This is a genomic window from Paenibacillus barengoltzii NBRC 101215, assembly GCF_004000745.1.
Taxonomy (GTDB): Bacteria; Bacillota; Bacilli; order Paenibacillales; family Paenibacillaceae; genus Fontibacillus; species Fontibacillus barengoltzii.
Genome location: NZ_BILV01000010.1, coordinates 80,912 through 104,814, shown reverse-complemented (window position 1 = coordinate 104,814; position 23,903 = coordinate 80,912). Strand labels below are relative to the sequence as shown.

Here is a 23,903-nt window from a genome sequence, read left to right as displayed (position 1 = left end):
TTTATAGTTCTCCTTTCGCAGCGGCCATCAGTTCGGCTTGGCGAGGCTTTTGCGGATTTTGCCGCTTGTGCTCGCGGATCATCTCGATGAATCGGTCGAACAGGTAGCTGTTATCGTACGGTCCCGGAGCCGCCTCTGGATGGTACTGCACAGAGAAGGCCGGGTATTTCTTATGCTTCAAGCCTTCGATGGTTTTATCATTGTTGTTAATATGGGTAACTTCCAGCTCCGTCCCAGCGATGGATGCTTCGTTTACGGTGTATCCATGATTTTGCGATGTGATATAGCAGCGGCCGGTAGCCAGCTCTTTCACCGGGTGGTTCCCGCCGCGATGGCCGAATTTCAGCTTTTCCGTATCAGCGCCGCAGGCGAGGGCAAACAGCTGGTGGCCCAGGCAAATGCCGAAGATCGGGTACTCACCAAGCAGTTCAGAAATCATTTTCACTGCATGCGGTACGTCTTTCGGGTCCCCCGGTCCGTTGGACAGCTGAATCCCGTCGGGATGCAGGCGGCGAATTTCATCCGCAGTCGTATCATGCGGGACGATCACGACGTCGCAATCGCGTTTGTTCAGCTCGCGCAGAATACCGCTTTTCGCACCGAAGTCAACCAACACGATGCGTTCCTTCGAACCCGGACTGCTGTACACATGCTTCGTCGAGGTTTGCGCCACTTGGTTGCGCAGCTCGGCGATGCTGGTTGCCAGCATCATTTCTTTTAATTCCTCCACCGATTTATTGGAGGTCGTTAAAATCCCTCTCATCGTTCCCTGATGGCGGATAAGTCGCGTCAGCATGCGCGTATCGATGTCGGCAATGCCGGGAATTCCGTATTCCTTCAGCAGGTCACCCAAATTGTACTGCGCCCTCCAGTTGCTTGGGGTTGGTTCATAGCGGCGAACCACAAACCCGTGGATCGACGGCGTAATCGATTCAAAGTCATCGCGCGAAATGCCGTAGTTCCCGATCAGCGGGTACGTCATCGTGACGATTTGCCCGCAATAAGATGGATCGGACAGCACCTCTTGGTACCCCGTAATTCCCGTATTAAAAACGACCTCGCCTGTTTTCTCTCCTTCCGCTCCGAATGAGGTTCCGGTAAACAGCGTGCCGTCCTCCAACAATAGTCTTGCCTGCATCCTGAAGCACTCCTTTATCCATAAGCTAAAACTACATTTTCTTATCCGCCCGTTAACGGGTCAGTTCTAGTTCATCATTCCATACCAGTCTTCCACGGGCGATTGTGGCGACCGGCCAGCCTTTTAGCTTCCAACCGGCAAACGGGGTGTTGCGTCCCTTCGAGGCGAAGGTCTCAGGATCCACCGTGCGTTCCGCGTCCAGATCAACGATCGTCAGATCCGCCGGAGCGCCTGGAACCAACCGTCCGGTTTCTAGACCAAACACACGAGCCGGGTCTGCTGTCATACGCTGCACCAGCATCTCCAGGCTCCAACGGCCAGTTGTCACAAACTTCGTATATAACAGCGGGAAGGCTGTCTCAAAACCAACGATTCCAAACGGTGCCAGCTGCATGCCTTTTGCTTTTTCCTCTTCACTGTGCGGAGCATGGTCGGTGACGATGATGTCGATCGTGCCGTCCTCCAGCGCTTCGATGCAGGCTTCCACATCTCGGCGGGAGCGCAGCGGCGGGTTCATTTTCCAATTGGCATCCAATCCGGGAATATCCGCCTCCGATAACACCAGATGGTGCGGACACACCTCTGCGGTCACGTTAATGCCGAGCTGCTTCGCTTGACGAATCAGCCGGATCGACTGCTCCGTGCTCACGTGGCACACATGGTAGTGAACCCCGGTCGCTTCCGCCAGCAAAATATCCCGCCCCACATGAATCGCCTCCGATTCGTTCGGGATCCCTTTCAGTCCGTGCTTGCGGGCGAATTCCCCTTCAGCCACCGGCGCGCCTTCCACCAGCGAATTGTCTTCGCAGTGGGCAATTACCGGCATCCCCAGCGCAGCCGCTTGACGCATCGCATCCTTCATCATTTGTGCGCTCTGTACGCCTACGCCGTCGTCGGTGAAACCAATCGCACCGGCTTCCTTCAAAGCAGCAAAGTCGGTCAGCTCGCGACCCAGCTCAGATTTAGTGATCGCCGCATAAGGCAGCACGTTCACCAGCCCAGCTTCCTCCGCCTTCTCCTTCACATAGCGAACCGTATCCGGATTGTCGGTCACCGGCCGCGTATTAGGCATGCAAGCGATGGTGGTGAATCCCCCTTTCGCTGCTGAACGCGAACCGGTTTCGATTGTTTCTTTATGTTCAAATCCCGGTTCTCGTAAATGGACGTGCATATCAATAAATCCCGGAGTGACCAATCTGCCTCCTGCATCGATCACCTGCGTCCCTTCCTCTGCGAACGGCTGCTCGATGGTTCCAGTGATTTCGATGTTCGAGATCACTCCGTTCTCGATGACGATTTGAGCGATTTCTTGTTCCCCTTGTTCGTTTAAGATCTTGGCATTGATTACGACAAGCCGCATTCTGATTTCTCCTCCCGCTGATTTTGAAGTACGATCCGAAAAATAACGTCCATTGCCCGTCGCCTAAGCTACAGGCGCTCCCCCTCATTTGCTAGAGCAATGCGCGTTCCAGAACCGCCATGCGGATCGGAACTCCGTTTTGCATCTGCTTGAAGATGCGGGATTGCGGGTGTTCCACCACCGCATCGTCGATCTCCACGCCCCGGTTCACTGGAGCCGGGTGCATGATCAGCGCGTGCGGTGCAAGACTCGCAGCCCGCTCCTCCGTTAAGCCGTAATGCAGTCGATATTCTTCGGCCGACTTAATCAGCCCGCCAACGTGGCGTTCTAACTGCACTCGCAGCATCATCACCACATCGGCGCAAAGCGCTTCGTCCATCGGAACGTAAGGCGCATACGCGCTGAGCTCCGGTGCTTGCATATTGTTCGGCGCGCACAGCTTCACTTCGGCGCCGAACTTTTGCAGCGCCCACAGATTCGAACGTGCCACCCGGCTATGCTTGATGTCTCCGATGATCGATACCTTCAGCCCGCCGAGTTCCCCGAAATGCTGTCTCATCGTATATAGATCCAGCAGCGCTTGCGTCGGGTGCTCATTGTTGCCGTCTCCGGCATTCACCAGCGGTACGGATACCCGCTTCGCCAGCTCCTCCAACACACCGATCGGCTTCAGCCGGATGACTCCAGCGTCAATGCCCATCGATTCCAACGTGCGAACCGTATCGTAAATCGACTCGCCTTTCTCTACGCTAGAGGCGGCTGCCGCGAAGTTCAGCACCTGAGCACCCAGCCGTTTCTCCGCCATCTCGAATGAGAAGCGGGTGCGCGTACTGTTTTCGAAAAACATATTCGCAACAAAGTGCTCCTTCAACACCGGAATCATCTTCTCTTCCTTGGCATCCCAGTAGGCAGCCCGGTCGAGAATCGAGGAAATTTCCGCTGCGCTTAACTCCTTCAGCCCGAGGAGGCTGCGTTCCTTCAGTGCGGTTGCCGTCAGCGCCATCTTAGTTCCCCTCCCGTGCATGCAGGATGCGAACCAGATCAGTGCCGTCATGCTCGGTCAAGAGCACCTCGATTTCTTCCGATCGCGATGTTGGTACATTCTTGCCAACGTAATCAGCTCGGATCGGCAGTTCCCGATGTCCCCGGTCAGCGAGTACCGCTAACTGGATCGACTCCGGACGACCGCAATCCATGATCGCGTCCATGGCTGCACGAATCGTACGGCCTGTGTAGAGAACATCGTCGAACAGGATCACTTTTTTGCCTTGAATCGAGACCGGGAACGTGGCTTTGGCCGCCCCTTGAGTAGCCTCCACTTTGTCATCGCGGTAGTTTGTTACGTCAAGCTCGCCCCATGGAATTGCGGTTCCTTCAATACTCTCCAAGCGCTCAGCCAGCCGTTTTGCGAGGTAAACTCCTCTGGTTTTGATGCCGGCCAATACACAGCCCTCGATGCCTTTGTTGCGTTCCAAAATTTCATGTGCAATTCTTGTCAGTGCCCTCCGAATCGCGGTTTCGTCCATAATGATATGACTTTCGTTGCTCACAGCTGCGACCTCCTTAGGGATAGGGTCACCTTGCATCGGTCCGTGATAGGCGCATAAAAAAACTCCCTGCCCGTATATCCAGGCAAGGAGTCTTCAGCCATAGTGTACCTATGACTATCATGTAGGATTTGGGTACAGAGAACCGACTTAAATAAGCGCAGTTCGCCCATTTCCCCACTCACGTTACCTTGCCAGCCTCACGGGACTGAATTAAAGGTGCTTATGGTTTACATGAATTATGACAGAATGAAAATAGCCTGTCAAGACACCCTGCCGAGTTTGTAACCTACCGATACTGAGGTTGATTCTTCCCCCGTGTGAAGCCTGCTGTGATGCGGTTGTTAATAATTATACATTCAATGTAATATTTATTCAACAGTTAGTTTCCCCGGCTTATCCTTGATCTGAAGCCGTTTAACCCGTGTGCTCTCCCCGCCAGATCCCTGCATAAATTTCCTAACATGTTGAATATTTAACCGGGATGTTTGGGGAATGGTGGGCAGCAAGATCACTAATAGTGCATGGTACTTGCTGTGTAACGCTGATCAGAAGCGCTATTTGGCGAAAAAGGGGCCCCATGGAAACGTAACGCTTAGAAGAGAGCTTATTTACGATTTTTGAGTGCAAATGGGGTGGGTTTAGCCTAAATAAGACTGCTGGTAAGCGTTAAAATGAAAATTTGGCGCTTTTCTCCGAAATAAGCATTCTGGCAGGCGTTAGAATAAAAGCGGACTCCGAACCTACACCCTTACCAGTATGTAATCGATTGGTACTAGCCAGCATCTGCAGCATCTCTTGTAGCAAGGCACCAAACCCATCGTCAGCACCAGCTCAGGCACAGTTAGTTCAGGGAAGTATGCTGTAACGCTTAACAGAAACGCTATTTGGGGAAAATTCGGGCATTCTGCGGCGTAACGCTTACAGGAGAGCTTATTTGCGATATTTCATCGTAAAAGAGGCTGTTTTTGCCTCAATAAGGCTGCTGGTAAGCGTTAAAAGTAAAACTTTGCGTTTTTCGCACAAATAAGCACTCTGGCAAGCGTTAGAGCACAATTGGACTCTGCCCCTTCATTCTAGCAAGCGTTAGAGCAAAAGTGGCACCAGCGGCAGCAATCGCCGCATAATCAAAAAAAGCCCCTTGGGATCAAACCCAAGAGGCATTATAAACGAATCATTATGGTCCATTTTATTCTTCTTAGAAAATAAACTTCAAATCGCCAAGGCGTCGTTTGATTTCAGAAATGACGCGGCGTTCTTCTTCTTCCCCGTCGGCGATAAACGTCACCGAGAAGCGCACGTAATGGCCGGCATCGTCCCACGGCACCGTCGAAATCAGCTTCTCGCGGATCAAGAACTGCGAGAAGTCTTCCGCCGTCTCAAACGTTGGTCCGCCTTCCACGCCTTTTGGCGCTTGCACATAGAGGAAGAACGAACCCTTCGGCTTCTTCGCCTTAAAGCCCAAGTCATTCAGAGCATTCACCAGCAGCTCATGGCGGCGCGAATATTTCTCGGCGATGCGCTCCGTGATTTCTGGATGAGCCAGCCCGTAAGCGGCCGCTTTCTGAATAGCGATAAATTGACCGGAATCGTTGTTGTCCTTCACGTCGCTGAACGCTTTAATGATCAGCGGGTTGCCGGCAACAAACCCGATTCTCCACCCGGTCATGTTGTACGACTTGGACAAGGAGTGCAGCTCGACACCTACGTCCTTTGCTCCCGGTACCGACAAGAAGCTCAGCGGCTTCAAACCGTCATACGTCAATGCAGCATACGGTGCATCGTGTACAATCACAACATGATATTTCTTCGCCCAGTCCACGACCTTGGCAAAAAACTCCTTCGTCGCGCTCGCGCCCGTCGGGTTGTTCGGGTAGTTCAAGTACATCAGCTTGGCCTTACGTGCGACCTCTTCTGGAATCGCGTCCAAATCCGGCAGGAAATCATTCTCCTCCGTCAACGGCACGGTATACACCTCGCCGCCCAAATACTTCGTATGGGTCCCGATAATCGGGTAGCCCGGCACGGTCATAATCGTGATATCTCCAGGATTGATGAAGCAAGAAGGGAGCATAGCGATCGCTGGCTTGGAGCCGATCGAGTGCACTACTTCCGTAACCGGATCGATATCTTCAACGCCAAAAACATCATGAAGATACTTCGCCGCCGCTTCCTTGAACTCGGCGATGCCGTTGTCGGCGTACCCGCGGTTCTCGCGTTTTGCCGCTTCCTCCGCCAGTTTGGCCACAATGCCGGCATCCGCCATATCATCAGGTTCGCCGACGCCCATGTCGATCAGTTCAACATCGGGAAAATCCTTCTTCGCTGCCGCTTTCGCCCGTTTGATTTTCTCGAATTTATAAATAGCGGTATCTTTGCCGTAGTTCGCCCCGCCAATGCGCTCTGCAAATTGTTGTTGAATATAAGTTTCCTGTCCATTCAGCGTACTCATCGTAAACGTCCATCTCCTTCGTATTCATAAAAAAATCCATCCTCAAATGATTCGAACTCGCACTTTAAATATGCAGGAATTCGGCCCATTTAGAGAATGGATTAATCACCTGATCGTTTGTACTTTTTGATCAAGCTGTCTCCTGGAGGTGAACATTCTATAGGTTAAATCACCAAATCTAAGCAATGGCTTAGCGATTTCTCAGCGATTGCAGCACATCTTCCATATCCGCCGGAATCGGTGCACTAAACTCCAAATACCGCCCGTCTTCCGGATGCTCAAAACCGAGCACAGCAGCGTGCAGCGCTTGTCCATCCATTTTGATCCCTTTACTGCGTCCATACAGCGGGTCTCCCACCAACGGATGGCCGATAAACTTCATATGCACACGGATTTGATGCGTACGTCCCGTTTCCAGCTTGAGCTCAAGCAGCGTATAATCACCAAATCGCTCCACCACATGAAAATGCGTAACCGCATGCTTGCTGTTCCGTTCAATTACTGTATACATCTTGCGATCATGGGGATCGCGGCCAATCGGCGCATCTACTGTGCCTTGGTCATGGCTAACGTTGCCGTGAACCAAAGCATAATATTTCCGCGTCACCGTATGCGCCTTCAGTTGAGCGGCCAACGAGGCATGGGCCTTATCGTTCTTCGCTGCCATAATGAGACCTGAGGTGTCCTTATCGATCCGATGCACGATCCCAGGCCGAAGCTCGCCATTGATTCCCGACAGATCCTTGCAGTGGAACATCAAGGCGTTCACCAGCGTGCCGGAAGTATGTCCCGGTGCCGGGTGCACGACCATGCCGCGCGGCTTGTTAACGACGATCACATCACTGTCTTCATAATAAATGTCCAGCGGTATGTCTTCCGGTACAATTTCCGTAGGCTCTGCCTCCGGAATCACCAGTACGATGCGGTCGCCTTCGGCCAGCTTGTAATTGGCTTTCACCGACGCCCCATTTACAACCAAGTTCCCCGCTTCAATCCACAGCTGAATCTGGCTGCGGGAGAACTCTTCGCCCAGCTGCGTTTTTGCAAATTTATCGATTCGCTCTTTCGCGTCAGCCGGTCCGGCCACCCACTCAAGCTTCTCTTCTTCAAAATCCTCTAGCGTTTGATCCAAACTCATACGTTTTCCTCATGCTCCTGTGGTGTTGCGGCTTGCTTCTCCCGGCGAAGCTCCAGCAGTGAATCCAAAATGATCAGCGCCACGCCAATAACGATGCAAGAATCCGCAACGTTAAAAATCGGGAACGTGTACGAACCGAAATTAAACATCAGAAAATCAACGACTTCCCCACTGACGGCACGATCGAGAAAATTGCCGATGGCTCCGCCAAGTACCAGAGACAACGCTACCGGCAGCATTTTGTTGGGTTGATTTTTTATTTTAAGCAAATACCAGATGATCCCAAGCACCACAACCGTAGTCACCACAATAAAAAACCAGCGTTGATCCTGCAAAATGCCAAACGCCGCGCCGCGGTTCCGATGGGAGGTAATCAAGAAAAAGTTGCCGATCACCGGGATTTGTTCCCCGATCGTCATTCCGGTTGCAATCCAATATTTCGTGCCTTGATCCACCAGAAAAACGATTAATGCAATCAAAAAGTATACCACGCGGTCCGTCACCTCGTTTTTCATTTCCCGCTCGCACCAAGCGGCAGGATATTCCTCTTCTAAGCCTTGTATATTGTAGCACAGCCGGAAATGGCCCGTCCATGCGCGAAAGGATTTTCCTTAGGTATTTCGTCATGGTTCTGCACAAAATACCGCTAGGAGAGACGTTACAAATCACCGCTCTAGATGCAGGAAGGAAGGAGCAACCACATGCCGCATTTAACGAAAGCCCAGCTCGCGGAGCTTACCGCGAAACTGCAGGAAACCAAGTCTGCTTTAACCGAGCAATTATCTGACAATGATCATTATGGAATGAATGAATCGATGCGCGATAATACCAATGAGCTGAGCCAGATCGATAATCACCCCGGGGATCTCGGATCCGAAGTCTTTGAACGGGGCAAAGATTTGGCCCTGACCGAGCATCATGAAATGCATCTGGCCCGGGTTGAGGATGCACTTGAACGAATCGAGGATGGCAGCTACGGCTACTGCGCAACGTGCGGCAAGCCGATCAGCTATGAACGGCTCCGCGCCATCCCGGAAACAGCGTATTGTAAAGATCACAGTCCGCAATCGTTCGTATCCGCCAAACGGCCGATCGAGGAAATCTTCTTATCTCCGCCGTTTGGCCGCACGAGCTTGGATGAACGCGAGGATCAGAATGGCTTTGACGGGGAGGATGCTTGGCAAATCGTTGAGAGCTATGGAACCTCGAATTCACCGGCGATGGCCGAGGATCGGGAAATCGATGATTATAATGATATGGAAATCGAAGCCTCCGATGAGCTCGATGGATTTGTGGAGCCTTACGAATCCTTTGTTGCCACAGATATCTATGGCAAGAATGTTTGCTTTTACCGCAACGGCGTTTACCGGAAACATATGAGTGCCACGGAGCATTTGGACAGCGAGGATTCGCTCGGAACCGGACCTAATACGTATTAAGCTCCATCTGTCTTTGCACAATCCGCACGATGTCCGCGATATAATCGCCGATGATCGGTAAGTTCAGTGCCCCCAAGAGCTGCAGGACGTAGATGATCGTTGCCGCAAAAAAAGTAAACCCAATCGCGATTCCCACCCCGCGGGCAATTCCGGACAACAGGCTTAGCCAAACCATGCGCCACGGGCGGTTCAGCAGTTGGATGTACTCGGTGATCCGCGATTTCTCTAACTGCCGGGTCCACTTCAAGGTCAGACGGTATACGGCGTTCATCTGCTCCTCCGGCGTATTCGGCAAAGGTTCTGCAGCCTCAGGCGCCGCAGGTGTCTCTGGTTCAGGCCTCGGTTTTCGACGAATCATGAACAACCCATCCTTTGCTCCCCAGTGTATCCCAAAACACAAACGAGCCCGTTCCCCTTTTACAGGAGAGCGCAGGCTCGTTTGCTTCAATTGCTATTATTATGACCTTCCTGGAAAAGCTCCATTCAGGTACTTACGCATCAATTGAAATCGCGATGGTTTTGCTGCCGAGATCTACCGTTTCAGCCTGGCCTTGCGGCTTGCCGAAGGCGACGTCCGTGATCAAGACGTTCTCACGCAGCACATGTTCAAATGCGGTGATGGCTGCTTTTAATTCATCGTCAACATCCAAGGTGAGGTGTACCCGTTTCTCGATCGGCAGATCCAGCTTCTTCCGGGTATCCTGCACCGCGCGGACGACTTCACGCACCCAGCCTTCTTGTTCCAGCTCCGGCGTGATGTCCGTGTTCAGCGCAACGGTTAAGCCGTAACCGGAAGCGGAGGCGTAACCCGGCTTCGCTTGTTTCTCAACGAGCAATTCGTCCGCAGTGACCGTCAGCTCTTCGCCTTCCGGCGAAGTCACGGAAAATTGACCTTGCTCCACGATGGCGCGGGTTTGCTCCGGCGCGAGATTTTTCAGGTAGCCTTGCAGGAAGCCGACGTTTTTACCGTATTTCTTCCCGGCCACCTTCAGGTTCAACTTCAATGTGAAATCAACAAAACCGCTGTCGCTCGTTTCGATGTCGATCGCTTTGACGTTGATCTCTTCCTTGATGATGTCTTCATATTCGCTCACCGCAAACTCCCGGTCCATGGAGACGATCAGGCTGGACAACGGCTGACGCGTTTTGATGCCGCTCTCGTTACGGACGTTGCGGGCCAGCTCAACGATTTGCCGTGCGCTCTCCATGTCTTGCTCCAGTGCAAGATCGATCAGCGATTCATCCGCTTGCGGATAATCGGCCAGGTGGACGCTTTCCCCGCCGCCCAAGTTGGTGAAAATGTCCTCAGCGATCAACGGCGCAAACGGCGCGATCACTTTGGATAGGGTGAGCAATACGTGAGTCAGCGTTTGGTAAGCGGACAATTTGTCATCGTTCAGGCCGCTGCCCCAGAACCGGTCGCGGGAACGGCGGATATACCAGTTACTGAGCTCATCGATAAATCCTTCGATCGCTTGCGAGGAGTTCACGAAGTCGTTCACCGCCAGGCCTTTGTCGACCACTTGAATTAAGCTGTTCAGACGGGACAGAATCCAGCGGTCCAGCTTATTCTCGGAAGGACGGTAAGCATGCTCTTCCGGTTTATAGCCGTCGATCCCGGCATACAGCGTCAGGAACGCATGGGTGTTCACCAGCGTATCTACGACTTTCGATTTGGCTTCAGCTACGATGCCTTTGGAGAACCGTTTGCTGTTCCAAGGCGCGCTGTCGGACAAGAGTGCCCAGCGGAACGCGTCCGTGCCAAACTCGTTGATAATTTCCCAAGGATCGATGACATTGCCTTTGGATTTGGACATTTTCTGCCCGTTTTCGTCCAGCACGTGGCCGGTGGCAATCACGGCTTTGTAAGGCGCTTTGCCAGTGAACAGCGTGGACACGGCCAACAAGCTGTAGAACCAGCCGCGCGTTTGGTCGATCCCTTCGCAGATCATATCTGCCGGGAATTGCTCCGCGAACGTCTCTTGGTTCTCAAACGGATAATGATGCTGCGCAAACGGCATCGAACCGCTGTCGAACCAAACGTCGATGACTTCGCTCGTCCGTTCCATCACGCCGCCTTCGCAATGCGGGCAATGAACCTTCACTTCGTCAACGTACGGTTTATGCAGCTCCAAATCCTCGCTGACATGGCCTACCGCATGCTCCCGCAGCTCGGCGATGCTGTGCGGAGCGAATTGTCCGCCGCAATCCGGGCAAACCCACACGTTCAGCGGCGTCCCCCAATAGCGGTTCCGGCTGATATTCCAATCGACCAGCTCTTCGAGGAACTTCCCGAAGCGGCCTTCACGAACATGCCCTGGATACCAGTCCACGGAATTGTTGTTGGCAATCAGCTGATCCTTAATGGCTGTTGTTTCGATAAACCAGCTCTCCATCGCATAGTAGAGCAGCGGCGATTTACAACGCCAGCAGTGCGGGTAGCTGTGCTCGTATTTCTCTTTGCTGTACAGCGTTCCTTGCTCGGAAAGCATCTTAACGATGTCAAGGTCGCAGTCCTTGACGAAACGGCCTGCGAAATCGGTTACCACGTCCGTATAGCGGCCTTGACCGTTCACAACGCTGACAAAGGTGATGCCGTTCTCGCGGCAAGTGCGGTAGTCGTCCTCCCCGTGAGCCGGTGCCATGTGAACGATCCCTGTACCGCTGGCATCCGTAACGAACGAAGCACCAACGATCACGTTAATGTTATCCGCTTTGATGTAGGTAAACGGCGGCGTATAGGTTTTGCCAACGAATTCCGAACCTTTGTGCGTCGACAATACCGTGTAATCGCCTTTCATGACTTTCTCAACCAGGTTCTTCGCAACGATATATACACCGTCTTCCTGCTGTACACGGGCGTATTCCATGTCTGGATTCACAGCCAATGCCACGTGAGACGGAAGTGTCCAAGGCGTGGTCGTCCAAGCCAGTACATATTCGCCGGTGTCGGTCAGCTTGAACTTCGCTGTGGCACTGAGATCCTTCACATCCTCATACCCTTGCGCCACTTCGTGGGAACTGAGCGACGTTTGGCAGCATGGGCAATACGGGCTGACGCGATGGCCGCGGTACAGCAGGCCTTTGTCGTGGATCGTCGCCAGGATGTTCCACACGCTTTCGATGTAGCTGTTGTTCAGGGTGATGTACGGATCGTCGAGATCCACCCAGTACGCAATCGCTTCGGTAAATTCCCGCCATTGCTTTTCGTAGCCAAACACGCTGTCTTTACATTTTTTCACGAATTCCTCGATACCGTACTTCTCGATCTCCTGCTTGCCCGAGATGCCAAGCTCCTTCTCTACGCCCAGCTCGACCGGCAATCCGTGCGTATCCCAGCCCGCTTTGCGGACAACGCGATAGCCTTTCATCGTTTGGTAGCGGCCAACGAAGTCCTTGATGACGCGGCCTAACACGTGACCGATATGCGGCAAGCCGTTAGCGGTAGGCGGTCCTTCAAAAAAAACGTAATTCGGCCGGCCCGCCCGATTTTCGATACTCTTTTTAAACGTATTTTCGCGGCTCCATTTGTCCAGAATCCGCAGGTCGCGAGCCCGCGCATTTTCTTTGACGTCAACCTTCTTCATACTTCTCTTCCTTTCTTTAATCAACCTGTAAAAATAACAAAGCCCCGTCCCTAGAAGGGACGAGGCATTAGCTCGCGTTACCACCCTTGTTTCATGCTTGTTATACACAGCTGTCCGAAGGACGAGCCGCATCTTAGGCATGACACCTTGATCCCATACGCTTCATATGGGGTCGGTATAACGGCCGACAACCGGCAAAGCTTACTAAGCAGAGATTCAAAATGTTGGCATTTGAATCACATTTAAGTTCAGCCTTGCTTCTCCGGGAGGATATTCCGTCCGCGCATTGAACGTTGGCTTTCAGCAGGATGCCAACTCTCTGGGGAACAACAACACGGCGTACTGGTCCCATCATCGAATGATTCTTTATGCAAGTACAATATGTAAATAGTTATATCTTATTGCCTCCCTCATGTCAACATCCTGCCCTCAACCTGTTTTTTTGCCTAGAAGACAATTCATCATTGCCCTGGAAATGTCCGGAATCCCCCTCTTTCGTACGTTTTCCCCCTCCCCTGTTCCTCAGGTGCCTCTTTTATAATGAAAGGGATTACATTTTCGTGTGAGAAGGAGCGAGCATACCGATGGAGACCCTCTGGCAAGGAAAATGGATTTGGCATTCCGGTGAATCCAGCCCGCGTAACGAGTGGCGTTGCTTCCGCAAAACGTTTGCGTGGACGGCAGCCAACAGCGGGCGAGTAGTGATCAAGCTTACGGCGGACTCCAGATACGTCCTGTACGTAAACGGACAACGGATTGGTCAAGGCCCTCCGCGCTCCTGGCCGTTTCGGCTGGCTTATGATGAATACGACATCGGCCATTTGCTGAGACCAGGACAAACGAACGTCATCGCCGTCATGGTGATGCATTTTGGAATCAGCAACTTCTATTATTTGCGGGGACGCGGGGGCTTGCTGGCCCAATTGGAGCTTGGTAGCAGCCCACAAATCCTAGCAGCAACAGACGATACGTGGTTCACTGTGGTGCATTCAGGCCATGACAGCCGTTCCCCGCGAATGTCCTGTCAGCATGCTTTCGCCGAGAAGATCGACGCGCGATTGTGGGACGACAACTGGATTCAACCGGACTACCAACCTGGCCCGGAATGGCAACCAGCCGCGGTCATCGGCCCGGCAGGCTGCGAGCCTTGGGGAATGCCGGTTCCCCGGGACATTCCCTATTTGACGGAAGAAACCGTATATCCTCGGCGCATCGAACGCTTGAGCAAGGTTAAGCCCGTTCAATATACGGCGGCTATTGACCTGCGCAATCAATTTTTCGAAGAGAGTACCGACACGGCGAACCCAGCCGAATTTCTCGGATTGCTCGCTACCGTGGTGCGTTGTCCGTTGAAATGTACGGCTACGCTGGGGCTGATCGATGTGGGCGGGACATTTCGGGGCTGCAGTCTGGACGGGGTTTGGTACGATGAGAAGTCATTAATAGGTGAAGCTCCCGAACGCTTTCTCCGCCTTGAGCTTGATCCGGGAGATCATCTCCTGCTGATCGACGTCAGCGGAGGGACGCACGGAAGCGGGCATCATTTTGCGGTGGATGCCGAGAAGCCGCTGGAGTTCTTATCGCCTCTAACGTTCATACAAGCACACTCAAACGCTCAAGCAGACGATTCGTCCGTCTTTGTTACCCTTGGTCCCTTTGACGGCGGAATCCGTTACGACCATAAACCAAATCCTCCGATGAATCCGGCGCACCCCGACTATTTGCGGGCCCGAGAGATCGCAGATGCGGCAGGACTTGTACCGTTTGCGAACTGGCTCCGTCCGGTTCCCGAGGCGCTGGTCAGCCAGGAAGATGTCTTTATCCTTTCCGTGTGGAAAAGGGATGAAGTCCCTTTAGCGATTCCAAACACGCTGCAACAAGCGGTGATTCCCAGCTTCGAGCTGGCGGAGGTCCCTTGGTATCCCGATGGAGATACCGAATTTGTGATCGATTTTGGCAGAGAGCTGTCAGGTTATTTAGAGTTCGAAGTTGAAGCGCCGGAGGGGGCGATCCTTGATTTTTACGGATTCGAGTTTATGCATGAAGGTCGACGCCAGGATACTTACGGATTGGACCATACGCTTCGCTACATCTGCGCCGGGGGACGCCAGCGGTACACGTCTCCAGTGCGGCGTGGACTGCGATACTGCCAGGTCACCGTACGAAACGCAACGGTTCCTGTGCGCATCTGCTATATTCGCATGCTGCAAAGCAATTATCCGATCGCTGAGGTTGGGCAGTTCCAGTCATCGGATCCGCGCCTAAATGACATTTGGCAGATCAGCCAACATACGACCCGGCTATGTATGGAGGATACTTTTGTTGATTGTCCGATGTACGAGCAGACCTTCTGGGTCGGCGATGCCCGGAATGAAGCGCTGATCAACTATTATTTATTTGGGGCTGACCGGATCGTCGAACGCTGCCTGCGATTGGTTCCCGGCTCCAAGTTCCAGACCCCGTTTTACGCCGACCAAGTGCCGAGCGGATGGAACAGCGTCATTCCGAACTGGACATTCTTCTGGATTATCGCCTGCTTGGAGCTGTATCGCTATAATGGGGACAAATCCTTTGCCGCGGATATTTTCCCCCATATCGAGTATACGCTCAAGCATTATTTAGAGCGGCTGGATGATCGGGGATTACTATGGATCCGCAGCTGGAACCTGCTCGATTGGGCTCCGCTGGACCAGCCGAACGACGGGATCGTATCACACCAGAACATGTTCCTGGTCAAAGCATTGATGTCCACCGCTGCTATTGCTTCGGCTCTCGGCAATCGTGAAGCGGAGGCGTTCTACACGGAGCAGGCGAACCGCTTGGCAGCCGCCATCAACAAGCATTTATGGTCGGAAGAACAACAAGCCTATCTCGATTGCATCCATACGGATGGGCGGCGCTCTGACATCTTCAGCATTCAGACGCAAGTTGTGGCGCTGTTGTGCGGCATTCCCGAACAGGTTAAGGACGAGAGCTCCAACTCTGCAACCGCTCAAACGGCAGACGCAACGCTCGCGAAGCGCAGACTTGCTTCCGTTGAACGACTGATTCTGCATCCGCCCAGCTCCTTCGTGCAAATTGGCAGTCCGTTTATGTCCTTCTTCTACTACGAAGCGCTGGCGAAACTGGGCAAATGGGATATCATGATCGAAGATATGCGTCAGGGCTATGGGCAAATGATCGATTGGGGAGCGACAACCTGCTGGGAGATGTATCCTAACTTCACGGAAAACCGAGCCAAAGCCGACCTGCTGACTCGGAGCCATTGCCATGCCTGGTCTGCGGGACCCGCCTATTTCCTAGGTGCCTACGTCCTCGGCGTTCGCAGCCTGGAGCCCGGATGGAGTCGAGTGCTCGTGGCACCGCAGCCATGCGGCGGATTGACCTGGGCGCGCGGCACCGTTCCCGTTCCAGGCGGCGGCAGAATCGACGTTTCCTGGCGTCTGAAATCCCCTGCAGCCGTTGCAGCAGAGGAAAATCAAGCGCAACCCAGCCTGCCCCGGATGCACTTGCGGATCGTTTCTCCAGAAGCCATCGAGATCGAGGTTCAGTCCCCGAGCGAGGTTGACGTTGTGATTGAGCATATTCGTGTCGCTTCAGCATAGGCATGTTGTATTTGTCATGGGCTTAGCCGATTTCAAATTGACCCTTGCCGGAGCTGACACTATAATAGGGGCAACCGCAGCGTAGGAGGGATCACCGTTGTCTTTATACCGAGGGGAGAAGGTACTGGACGGGGCTGATTTTTTTACGGACTCCTTACCTTTTTACTTTAACCGGGTCGAAGAGACCTTTGATTTGCAGATGCATAGCCATCGTTTCGTGGAAATTGTGCTCGTGGATGAAGGTGAAGGGTTTCATTTCATCGATGAGGAGGTTGTGCGCGTCACCAAAAACGATGTATTTCTGCTCCCCGCCGGAACGAGACATGTGTTTCGCCCCGGACATGCGGGATCTCGTCATCCGCTAATCGTTTACAACTGTTTATTTGAGCCGAGCAAGCTGCTCGCATGCCTGGAACACCTGCCCGGCTTTCACGAGTTAAGCCGCTCCAGACCGTATTTGTTCGAGGGAACTAGGGCCTCCTCTCCGGGGTGGCTGCACTTGAGGGAGGGAGGCAGTCCGTGGAGTATTTGGTTTCGCGCTGCCTACCGTGAGTTTACCGAACGAAAGCCGGGGTATCTCCTTCAACTGTACAGCCGATTTATTGAGCTGGCCGTCATGCTGGAACGTCATCTGGAGCGCCTCCAGTCCAACTCTGCCGCAGAGCCGGAAAATCGGTTCATGGAAGAAGTCCTGCGCCGGATCGATAAAGACTATGCAATGCAATTATCCGCGCAGAGTTTTGCTGCTGCAACTCATCTGAGCGAACGTCACTTCCGTCGCTTGTTCCAGCAGTATGCCGGCTGTACCTTTCACGAATACGTCCGGAACAAAAGAATGGAGAGAAGCCGCGAGCTGCTGGCCTCCACCCGCCTTTCGGTGATAGAGATTATGCGGAGTGTGGGTTACGCAGATAAGAAGCATTTTCTGTCCCTCTTTAAGCAATCGACCGGTGTCTCCCCTACCGAATACCGACGGCAAGCCAGCCTGGATCGACCGCTTGAACACAAATAAAAAAACGCCATTTGGCACTCCCTCGTAGAAGCCAAATGGCGTTTGCTTTTGATTAATACAGTTCCTGCACTTCTTGACCTTTCTCAGGGGCACGTTCGCGGCTCTCCAGCGAATCCCAGGTTTCACTGCTAAGTAGATCCAACTGGGCTTCCACCAGCGTACGGAAGCGAGCGCGGTAAATGGAAGCCTGCTTCTTGAGCTCTTCCACTTCCATCGCGATTTTGCGCGATTTGGCCAGCGATTCGTTGACGATCCGATCGGCGTTCTTCTCCGCCTCTTTCACGATCAACTGAGCTTCCTTCTTCGCATTGTTCTTCACTTCATCGGCCGCTTCCTGTGCAACGATAATGGTCTTGCTAAGAGTTTCCTCAATATTTGCGAAATGATCCAGTTTCTCTTGCAGAGCCAACAGTTGGTTATGAAGCTCCTTGTTCTCCCGGATCACGATCTCATAGTCTTTAATGACTTGGTCGAGAAACTCATTCACTTCATCTTCGTCATAACCGCGCAATCGTCTGGAAAACTCTTTGTTATGTATATCCAGCGGCGTCAATGGCATGATCCTCACCTCCTAGAAATTTCGAAACTCCCCGTGAAGCGATAGTTCCATCAGGTGAATTGTCCCGTTGTTGAACTCGCACCCCAGCGGGAAGATGGGTTCAATTCAATCACGAGATACATTCAAGAACCAGTTCGAACTATCATATTCGACAAGAATCCACCATCTCCTGCAAAACGCCTTATACAAATTTACCGATTTTGACACGATGTCTGCCTTTCTTAGTCAAACCGCCTGCTTCCAGCACCTTAAATCGCCCAAAGCCCTGCAGTGCTACGACATCGCCAACCTTCAACGGTGTGGAGGGGTCCTCCTCCGTTCTCCAATTTACTCGGCAACGGCCGGCTTTGATTGGAATCAGCACTTTGTTACGGCTTAAGCGAAATACATCGCTAACAATCCCATCCAAGCGCAATGAAGCCACTGTCAGCTCCATCGGTTCCAGTTCTTTCTCCATCGTCCTCAGCTCGCCTAGGTTCAGTACATCGGTCATGACATTCACGCGATGCACTTGATGGAGGTTCATTTGCAGAAACGGTACAATCTCTTCCGCAACAATGACGTGACATCCGTCCTCACGAACATGAATGTCGCCGATTATATCGCGTTTGAGTCCGAGCCCCAATATCGCCCCTAAATAATCGCCATGCTGAAGGGCGAGAAATTTCTGGTCTCCTGAGGTGATTTCGAGCACTTTCAGTCCCATCGGCTCTTGGCTGAGATCCCGGTAATCCGGAGCAATCAGTGCCCGCCGTCGTTCCGCGCCTTCATAACCGCCGTCCAGCCGAATTTGCACATCGGGATGGCGATTCGCCAGGGTCTCCAGAATGTAACATTGCCGCGGATCCAGGAAGTCGCTAAGCTTGACCTCATGATAATCCCCGGCATTCACGACCCATTCCCAGGCACGGTCGACAAACGGCCGTTCCTCCGGTTTAAAATGCTCATAAATATCGGCTTTCATCATTAGTACCCAAAGATATAGTGGAGAACACTAATTAATCCGAAGACAGCCAATCGGAGCACAAACAAGGCAATAATCGGCGAGATGTCGATCATCCCCATGATCGGTGGAATAAACCGCCGGAAGGGAGCCAAATAGGGCTCAACGAGCTTGCCCAGCAGTTCGCCAATAAAGCTGTCGCGGGCGTTAGGTACCCATGACATCAGAATGTAAACCAGGATCATATAAAAATAAATATTGTATAGCAGCCATACAATGGAATCGATATAACCTACCAAGCTGTCATCACCTCATTCTGTTATAATCGGAATCCTCCGTTAAAATCTCTGTAATCGATCCCTGAATTTCAACGGTATCCGGTGTGCAAAGAAAAATATTCGATCCAATTTTGGAGATGCTTCCGCTAAGCGCATAAATCGTTCCGCTTAAGAAATCAATAATGCGCATGGCTTGATCATTGCGGACCCGCTGCAAATTAACGACGACCGATCGATGGGAACGAAGATGGTCAGCGATTTCCTGCGCTTCTTCATAGGAGCGAGGTTCATAGAGGATGACCTTGACATTCTTCTGGGAGTGAATACTGACCACGTTGCTTCCTCTCTGATTTCTACGGGATTCAAAGCTTGGGGTTTCAATTTCTGCGTCTTCTTGACCAGAAAACCGTTCGCGCTCCACAATCTCTTCTTCTTCCTGTAAGCCCAGAAAGTTCATGAACCGGTTCATTACTCCCATTACGACAATTCCCCTTTCCCCACTAACAGCGTTCCGAGGCGAACCCATGTCGCCCCTTCCTCAATCGCCACTTCAAAATCTCCCGACATGCCCATCGACAATTCTGTCAACGGCTCCGCCGTTACAGCTTGAGCGTTCAGTTGATCGCGCAGCTCCCGCAGTTTGCGGAAAACCGGTCTTGTCCGCTCGGCATCTTCCTCGATGGGAGCCATCGTCATGAGCCCCACCACGCGAACATGCTTCAAATCTGCGATTTCCTTCAAAAAATCAGCAGCTTGCTCAGGCTCAATCCCTTGCTTGGACGCCTCGCCGGAGACGTTCACCTGCAAAAATGCAGTAACGCTCGTTCCCATCGCTGAGGCTCGTTTCTCCAGTTCACGGGCCAGCGACAGCCGGTCCAACGAATGAATATATTGAAATTTCCCAATGACGTCCTTGACCTTATTGCTCTGCAGATGGCCGATAAAATGCCAGGTCCCTTGCCCTTCGAGCGCTTCCCATTTCGGAACGGCGATTTGCGGGCGATTCTCACCGATATGCACGATTCCTGCGTCCAGCACTTCGCGCGTAGCTTCAACCGATACATATTTAGTTACGGCGACGACATGGACCTCCTCGCGCTTTCTGCCGCTTCGCTCGCAGGCTGCCTTAATCCGCTCTTCCACGTGCTGTATCCGTTCCTTCAGCGACACGGGAAGGATCACCTCTCTTTTATGCCAATCCAGCTTGCCATTCTCCCTGTAACGCCATTCTGCGCCCGGTAGGAGTAAAAATACTCCGGATGACAGCTTGTACACCACGTTGTACATTCGATATGAGTCGGCAATATTCCTGCTTTAATCATAATGATTCGATTCATTTCTTTCAAGTTCAGCATTGTTTTTCCTGCACGGGGAGATGCGGAAGCAAAATGCGGCTCTTCACCCGGCAGCGCCTCACGAACCTTCTCCATCACCACTTCGTCCACCTCATAGCAGCATTCCCCAATGCTGGGGCCAATCGCCGTGCGGATCTCGCTCCGCTGGCTGCCGAACTCGCGTTCCATCGTGTGAATCATTTCTGCAGCGATCAGACGGACGCTGCCTTTCCACCCAGCGTGGGCCAAGCCTACGACACCTCTCACCGGGTCAGCAAAATAAAGAGGAACACAATCGGCATAAAACGAGGTGAGCAGCACCCCCGATACGTTGGTCACCAGTCCGTCCGTCTCCTGAAAAGCGCCGCTGCGGTCCAGGAACCCTTTGCCGCGATCCTCGGCACGGACCACGGCGACGGCGTTGCCGTGAACCTGCTCCCCGCAAGTCCATGCATCGGAGGCAAACCCCAACGCTTTCGCTAACCGGCGTCGGTTCTCAAGCACGTGCTGAGGGTCGTCGCCTACGTGAAGAGCCAGATTCAAGCTATCATACGGCGGTTCGCTGACTCCGCCAGACCGTCCGGTAAATCCGGCGCTGATTCCCGGAATAACATTGGCCCAAGGAGCCAGCTCGAACCGTTCCGGTTGTTGGTTCTTAGCATTCCTTACAAACGGTTCCATCATCCATCTCCTTAAGGTAATTAAATTTAACGGACCTAAACGACCTTATTTGCCAGAAAAAGCGTCAAACAAAGATCTAACGGACTGGGAAACCTCTATCAGCTTGATCTTGCAGCAATTTGTGCCCCGTTTAGTCGAATAAGGTCTGTGAGGTCCGTCTCATCTAGTTTCTCAGCCGTATTCACCAGAATAACGTCTTTGAGGTCCGTTAAAGTTCAATATTGGAATTACTTCAAGTCTACCATAAATCGCCACAATACCGCTTGCGGAATCTAGCTCCGTCGTTCCGCCCGTCCGTCTCGGTCGATATACACCGTCGTATCGTAGTTTGTCTGGGTTCTTGTTTCTCGAAGCTCCTCCATTTTCACCAATACAACGTCAGATCCAATCTTCACGATATTTTTCCATGGGATAATGAGATCGCTCCCGCCGCCAAACAACCCCATAAATTTCGCCCCGACAGGCACGACAATCGCTTCAATGACACCCTGTCTTAAATCCAGCTCCAGGTCGCTGATATGGCCAAGCCGCTTCCCGTCCACAACATTGATAACGTCCTTCGTCTGAAAATCGGATATTTTCATACTCGCCCTTACCACATTATCCATACTTCTACCGCCCCCGTCCCGTCGAATTACTCCGTCCCTTTACTATATGAGCTTGGGATTCGGTGCATGCCCTTGGCCACAGGAAAAGAGATGCCCGACCAAGCCCACACAGAAAAGGACAGCCCTTCCGAAAATCTGTAAGATTCCAGAAGAAGCCGTCCTTTCAGTTATCCGTTCGCTTTTATGCTATTATTTCCCCAGCGCCCCGGCAGCTGCACTTTCGCCGCCCAGTCGTCCGGAAGTAAAGGAATAGCCAATGCCTACCCCGTTCCCGACGTAAGTGTCGTTAAACAGCACACCTTCAGATTCAAGCCCAACGGCGTAAAGTCCTTTGATCGGTACACGTTGGTCGTTCAACACTTGGAATTTAGGGTTTACGAGCAAGCCGCCAACCGAACCCAGGTTGTTAATCTCGGCAATGATCGCATAATAAGGACCCTCACCCATCGACAGCAAGTATTCTTTGGATTTGCCAAACTCTGTATCTACGCCAGTTTTGGTCGCTTGCGTATATTTGTTAAACGCGTCCTTAAACACCTCGACGTCCATGCCAGCGTTTTTGGCTAATTCCTCAATCGTATTGCCTTTATACCCATCCCCGTTCTTCACCATCGATTCAAAGACGGCGGTCACGTTCTTCCATGGAGTATCCAGCTTAAACTGATCGGTGAAATCCGCGTAAAATTCCGGTGGAAGCCCTGGCAGCTTCGGCGCTTTGATGCCGTTCATGCCCTTCGCTTCCAAGGCCTTCAACTGCGATTGCGATACGATCACCAGATGGTAAGGCCCGTTAAACGCACTCGTATTCGCTGCCGCTACTGCCGTCAACGTCGCCGTCTCATCTCTGAAACGAGCTCCCGATGGGCCTACGTTCATCAAGTTCGGCAGATAGCTGAGCATGAGTGGATAGCTGGCTTCGAAGGAGGAATATTGCTTCTTCAGATTGCTGGTTCCTCGGGCCAGTGTTTGGTGCAGCATTTGTCCGCCAAAGTTGTCCGGTACCTTCGCTCCAACTTCCCAGGACATTTTCAGACCTTCGCCAATATTTTGGGCGAGTCCGCCATTCACGCCCTCAAAACCAAATGCCTCTTTCACCATTTCCTTGTTTCCTGCGTAGCCGCCCGTTGCGATTACGACGCTTTTTGCACTGATTTCCAGCGTGGTGCCGTCCGTTTTTTCCGCGATAACGCCAGTCACCGCTCCTTTAGCGTTCGTGATCAATTTCTTCCCGGTGGTTTCTGTAATTACCTTGCCGCCGTTCTTCTCAACCGAAGCCGTCAGCATCTTACGGAGCGTCTGCTCGCGAGTATTATAAGCCGGCAGCACATGCAGCTGCTCTCCACCGAAGTTCAGGAACGTCGTAACATACCCTTTGTTCTTCAGCCAATCGTACGTATCCCCGGATTTCGTCACATATTGGCGCACAGCCGCTGCATCCACTCTCCAGTGGTTGTTGACGATCCAATCGGCGATCTCCTTCTCCGCGTCCACCTTGACACCGCTCTCAAGTGCGGCGGAGGAGTTATAGAATTTGCCCGCCCAAGACAGATTGCTGGCACCGCCAATGATACTGGTCTTTTCGATAATGATCACTTTTGCGCCTTTGTCCGCCGCCGCTACCGCAGCCGACACCCCGGAAGCACCGGCCCCAACGACGACGACGTCGGCTTGGAGCTTTTCCGTTTTGCCTGTGCCAGGCTTCTTGACGCTAACCGATTTCAAGGCATTCACATCGCCGCCTGCTTTTTTAACCGCATCCTCTACCGCTTTCAGCATGGCGTCGCTGGATACAGTTGCGCCGCTTACCGCATCAATCTTCAGCGATTGGTTCGTCAAGATTTGATCCTTGATTTTGCTCAGCGCGCTGTCACCAAGCCCCTCAGTTTCGGTTTGGCTGACGATCTTGATGTCCTTGATCCGATCCGCTTGCTCCATCGTCACGAGCACTTTGATGACGCCGTCTTTGCCCTCGGCCTCCCCGGTATACGTCCCCGCCTTAAATGCTGAGGCCGCGACCGCTGTCGAGGAGCTGTTTAGCAGCTTCTCAGATGGCCAACCCCAACCGAACATCGACGCAACCAATACGATGCAGATCGTAACCAAGAGCACCTTGTTCACTCGTTTGTTGCGCATTCCCTCTTCTCCCCTTACTGCATAGTCTGCCTTGTTATTGTGAATGTTTTCACTTATGTTCACAAACAAGGCTACACTAGAAGCATAAA

The 23,903-nt window shown here is 52.5% G+C and carries 20 protein-coding genes and 1 other annotated feature; of the genes, 3 read left to right on the top strand and 17 right to left on the bottom strand.

Going from position 1 to position 23,903, the window contains the following annotated elements:
* Nucleotide 1: 1 nt before the first annotated feature.
* The 7 genes from carA to lspA all read right to left on the bottom strand — a co-directional run bounded on the left by carA (nucleotide 2) and on the right by lspA (nucleotide 8,126).
* Complete coding sequence (gene carA, locus PBA01S_RS04330) at nucleotides 2-1,138, bottom strand: glutamine-hydrolyzing carbamoyl-phosphate synthase small subunit (protein ID WP_016311536.1); 1,137 nt, start codon at nucleotides 1,136-1,138, stop codon at nucleotides 2-4.
* 52 nt (nucleotides 1,139-1,190) lie between these two features.
* The gene (gene pyrC / locus PBA01S_RS04325; protein WP_127575419.1) at nucleotides 1,191-2,498 is read right to left on the bottom strand and encodes a dihydroorotase; all 1,308 of its coding nucleotides are present in this window, start codon (nucleotides 2,496-2,498) and stop codon (nucleotides 1,191-1,193) included.
* A 91-nt stretch (nucleotides 2,499-2,589) separates the two neighbouring features.
* The gene (locus PBA01S_RS04320; protein ID WP_127575418.1) at nucleotides 2,590-3,501 is read right to left on the bottom strand and encodes an aspartate carbamoyltransferase catalytic subunit; all 912 of its coding nucleotides are present in this window, start codon (nucleotides 3,499-3,501) and stop codon (nucleotides 2,590-2,592) included.
* A 1-nt stretch (nucleotide 3,502) separates the two neighbouring features.
* Nucleotides 3,503-4,048 (bottom strand): bifunctional pyr operon transcriptional regulator/uracil phosphoribosyltransferase PyrR, encoded by a 546-nt coding sequence (gene pyrR, locus PBA01S_RS04315; RefSeq protein ID WP_016311533.1) that lies wholly within the window; start codon nucleotides 4,046-4,048, stop codon nucleotides 3,503-3,505.
* A 1,195-nt stretch (nucleotides 4,049-5,243) separates the two neighbouring features.
* Entirely contained in the window at nucleotides 5,244-6,497 is a 1,254-nt protein-coding gene (locus tag PBA01S_RS04310) for an LL-diaminopimelate aminotransferase (protein ID WP_028537955.1), read from the bottom strand.
* Nucleotides 6,498-6,687: 190 nt separating this feature from the next.
* Nucleotides 6,688-7,635, bottom strand: coding sequence for an RluA family pseudouridine synthase (locus PBA01S_RS04305; protein WP_085170563.1), 948 nt, complete (start codon nucleotides 7,633-7,635; stop codon nucleotides 6,688-6,690).
* On the bottom strand, nucleotides 7,632-8,126 hold the full coding sequence (gene lspA / locus PBA01S_RS04300) for a signal peptidase II (protein WP_036624676.1): 495 nt from the start codon (nucleotides 8,124-8,126) through the stop codon (nucleotides 7,632-7,634). Before lspA ends, PBA01S_RS04305 begins: the two co-directional genes overlap by 4 nt.
* Before the next feature lie 210 nt (nucleotides 8,127-8,336).
* On the opposite strand from lspA, the gene PBA01S_RS04295 reads away from it, so the two are divergent.
* Nucleotides 8,337-9,074, top strand: a complete 738-nt coding sequence (locus PBA01S_RS04295; protein ID WP_028537953.1) for a TraR/DksA C4-type zinc finger protein — start codon at nucleotides 8,337-8,339, stop codon at nucleotides 9,072-9,074.
* Here the strand turns inward: PBA01S_RS04295 and PBA01S_RS04290 are convergent.
* Nucleotides 9,061-9,432 carry a DUF5665 domain-containing protein gene (locus tag PBA01S_RS04290; RefSeq protein WP_127575417.1) on the bottom strand — a complete coding sequence of 124 codons (372 nt, stop codon included), beginning with the start codon at nucleotides 9,430-9,432 and terminating at the stop codon, nucleotides 9,061-9,063. The two genes, PBA01S_RS04295 and PBA01S_RS04290, sit on opposite strands and share 14 nt — an antisense overlap.
* Before the next feature lie 133 nt (nucleotides 9,433-9,565).
* Entirely contained in the window at nucleotides 9,566-12,661 is a 3,096-nt protein-coding gene (gene ileS, locus PBA01S_RS04285) for an isoleucine--tRNA ligase (protein WP_127575416.1), read from the bottom strand.
* A 52-nt stretch (nucleotides 12,662-12,713) separates the two neighbouring features.
* Nucleotides 12,714-13,025, bottom strand: a binding site (T-box leader).
* A 220-nt stretch (nucleotides 13,026-13,245) separates the two neighbouring features.
* Between ileS and PBA01S_RS04280 the strand changes: the two genes are divergently transcribed.
* Both PBA01S_RS04280 and PBA01S_RS04275 read left to right on the top strand, forming a co-directional pair.
* Nucleotides 13,246-16,266 (top strand): family 78 glycoside hydrolase catalytic domain, encoded by a 3,021-nt coding sequence (locus PBA01S_RS04280; protein WP_127575415.1) that lies wholly within the window; start codon nucleotides 13,246-13,248, stop codon nucleotides 16,264-16,266.
* A gap of 97 nt (nucleotides 16,267-16,363) precedes the next feature.
* A complete protein-coding gene (locus tag PBA01S_RS04275; RefSeq protein WP_127575414.1) occupies nucleotides 16,364-17,278 on the top strand; it encodes an AraC family transcriptional regulator in 915 nt (304 codons plus the stop codon).
* 52 nt (nucleotides 17,279-17,330) lie between these two features.
* On the opposite strand, the gene PBA01S_RS04270 is transcribed toward PBA01S_RS04275, so the two are convergent.
* From PBA01S_RS04270 to PBA01S_RS04235, 8 genes are all read right to left on the bottom strand, one after another.
* Entirely contained in the window at nucleotides 17,331-17,837 is a 507-nt protein-coding gene (locus PBA01S_RS04270; protein WP_016311524.1) for a DivIVA domain-containing protein, read from the bottom strand.
* 181 nt (nucleotides 17,838-18,018) lie between these two features.
* On the bottom strand, nucleotides 18,019-18,801 hold the full coding sequence (locus PBA01S_RS04265; protein WP_174844457.1) for a YlmH family RNA-binding protein: 783 nt from the start codon (nucleotides 18,799-18,801) through the stop codon (nucleotides 18,019-18,021).
* 2 nt (nucleotides 18,802-18,803) lie between these two features.
* A complete protein-coding gene (locus tag PBA01S_RS04260; RefSeq protein ID WP_028537947.1) occupies nucleotides 18,804-19,079 on the bottom strand; it encodes a YggT family protein in 276 nt (91 codons plus the stop codon).
* A 7-nt stretch (nucleotides 19,080-19,086) separates the two neighbouring features.
* Nucleotides 19,087-19,536: a cell division protein SepF gene (locus PBA01S_RS04255; RefSeq protein ID WP_028537946.1), complete on the bottom strand. Its 450-nt coding sequence runs from the start codon at nucleotides 19,534-19,536 to the stop codon at nucleotides 19,087-19,089.
* The gene (locus PBA01S_RS04250) at nucleotides 19,536-20,228 is read right to left on the bottom strand and encodes a YggS family pyridoxal phosphate-dependent enzyme (protein WP_028537945.1); all 693 of its coding nucleotides are present in this window, start codon (nucleotides 20,226-20,228) and stop codon (nucleotides 19,536-19,538) included. Before PBA01S_RS04250 ends, PBA01S_RS04255 begins: the two co-directional genes overlap by 1 nt.
* Nucleotides 20,229-20,236: 8 nt before the next feature.
* Entirely contained in the window at nucleotides 20,237-21,073 is an 837-nt protein-coding gene (gene pgeF / locus PBA01S_RS04245; RefSeq protein ID WP_028537944.1) for a peptidoglycan editing factor PgeF, read from the bottom strand.
* 272 nt (nucleotides 21,074-21,345) lie between these two features.
* Nucleotides 21,346-21,681 carry a YlmC/YmxH family sporulation protein gene (locus PBA01S_RS04240; protein WP_085279291.1) on the bottom strand — a complete coding sequence of 112 codons (336 nt, stop codon included), beginning with the start codon at nucleotides 21,679-21,681 and terminating at the stop codon, nucleotides 21,346-21,348.
* 189 nt (nucleotides 21,682-21,870) lie between these two features.
* Nucleotides 21,871-23,814, bottom strand: a complete 1,944-nt coding sequence (locus tag PBA01S_RS04235) for an FAD-dependent oxidoreductase (RefSeq protein ID WP_085169617.1) — start codon at nucleotides 23,812-23,814, stop codon at nucleotides 21,871-21,873.
* Nucleotides 23,815-23,903: the final 89 nt, after the last annotated feature.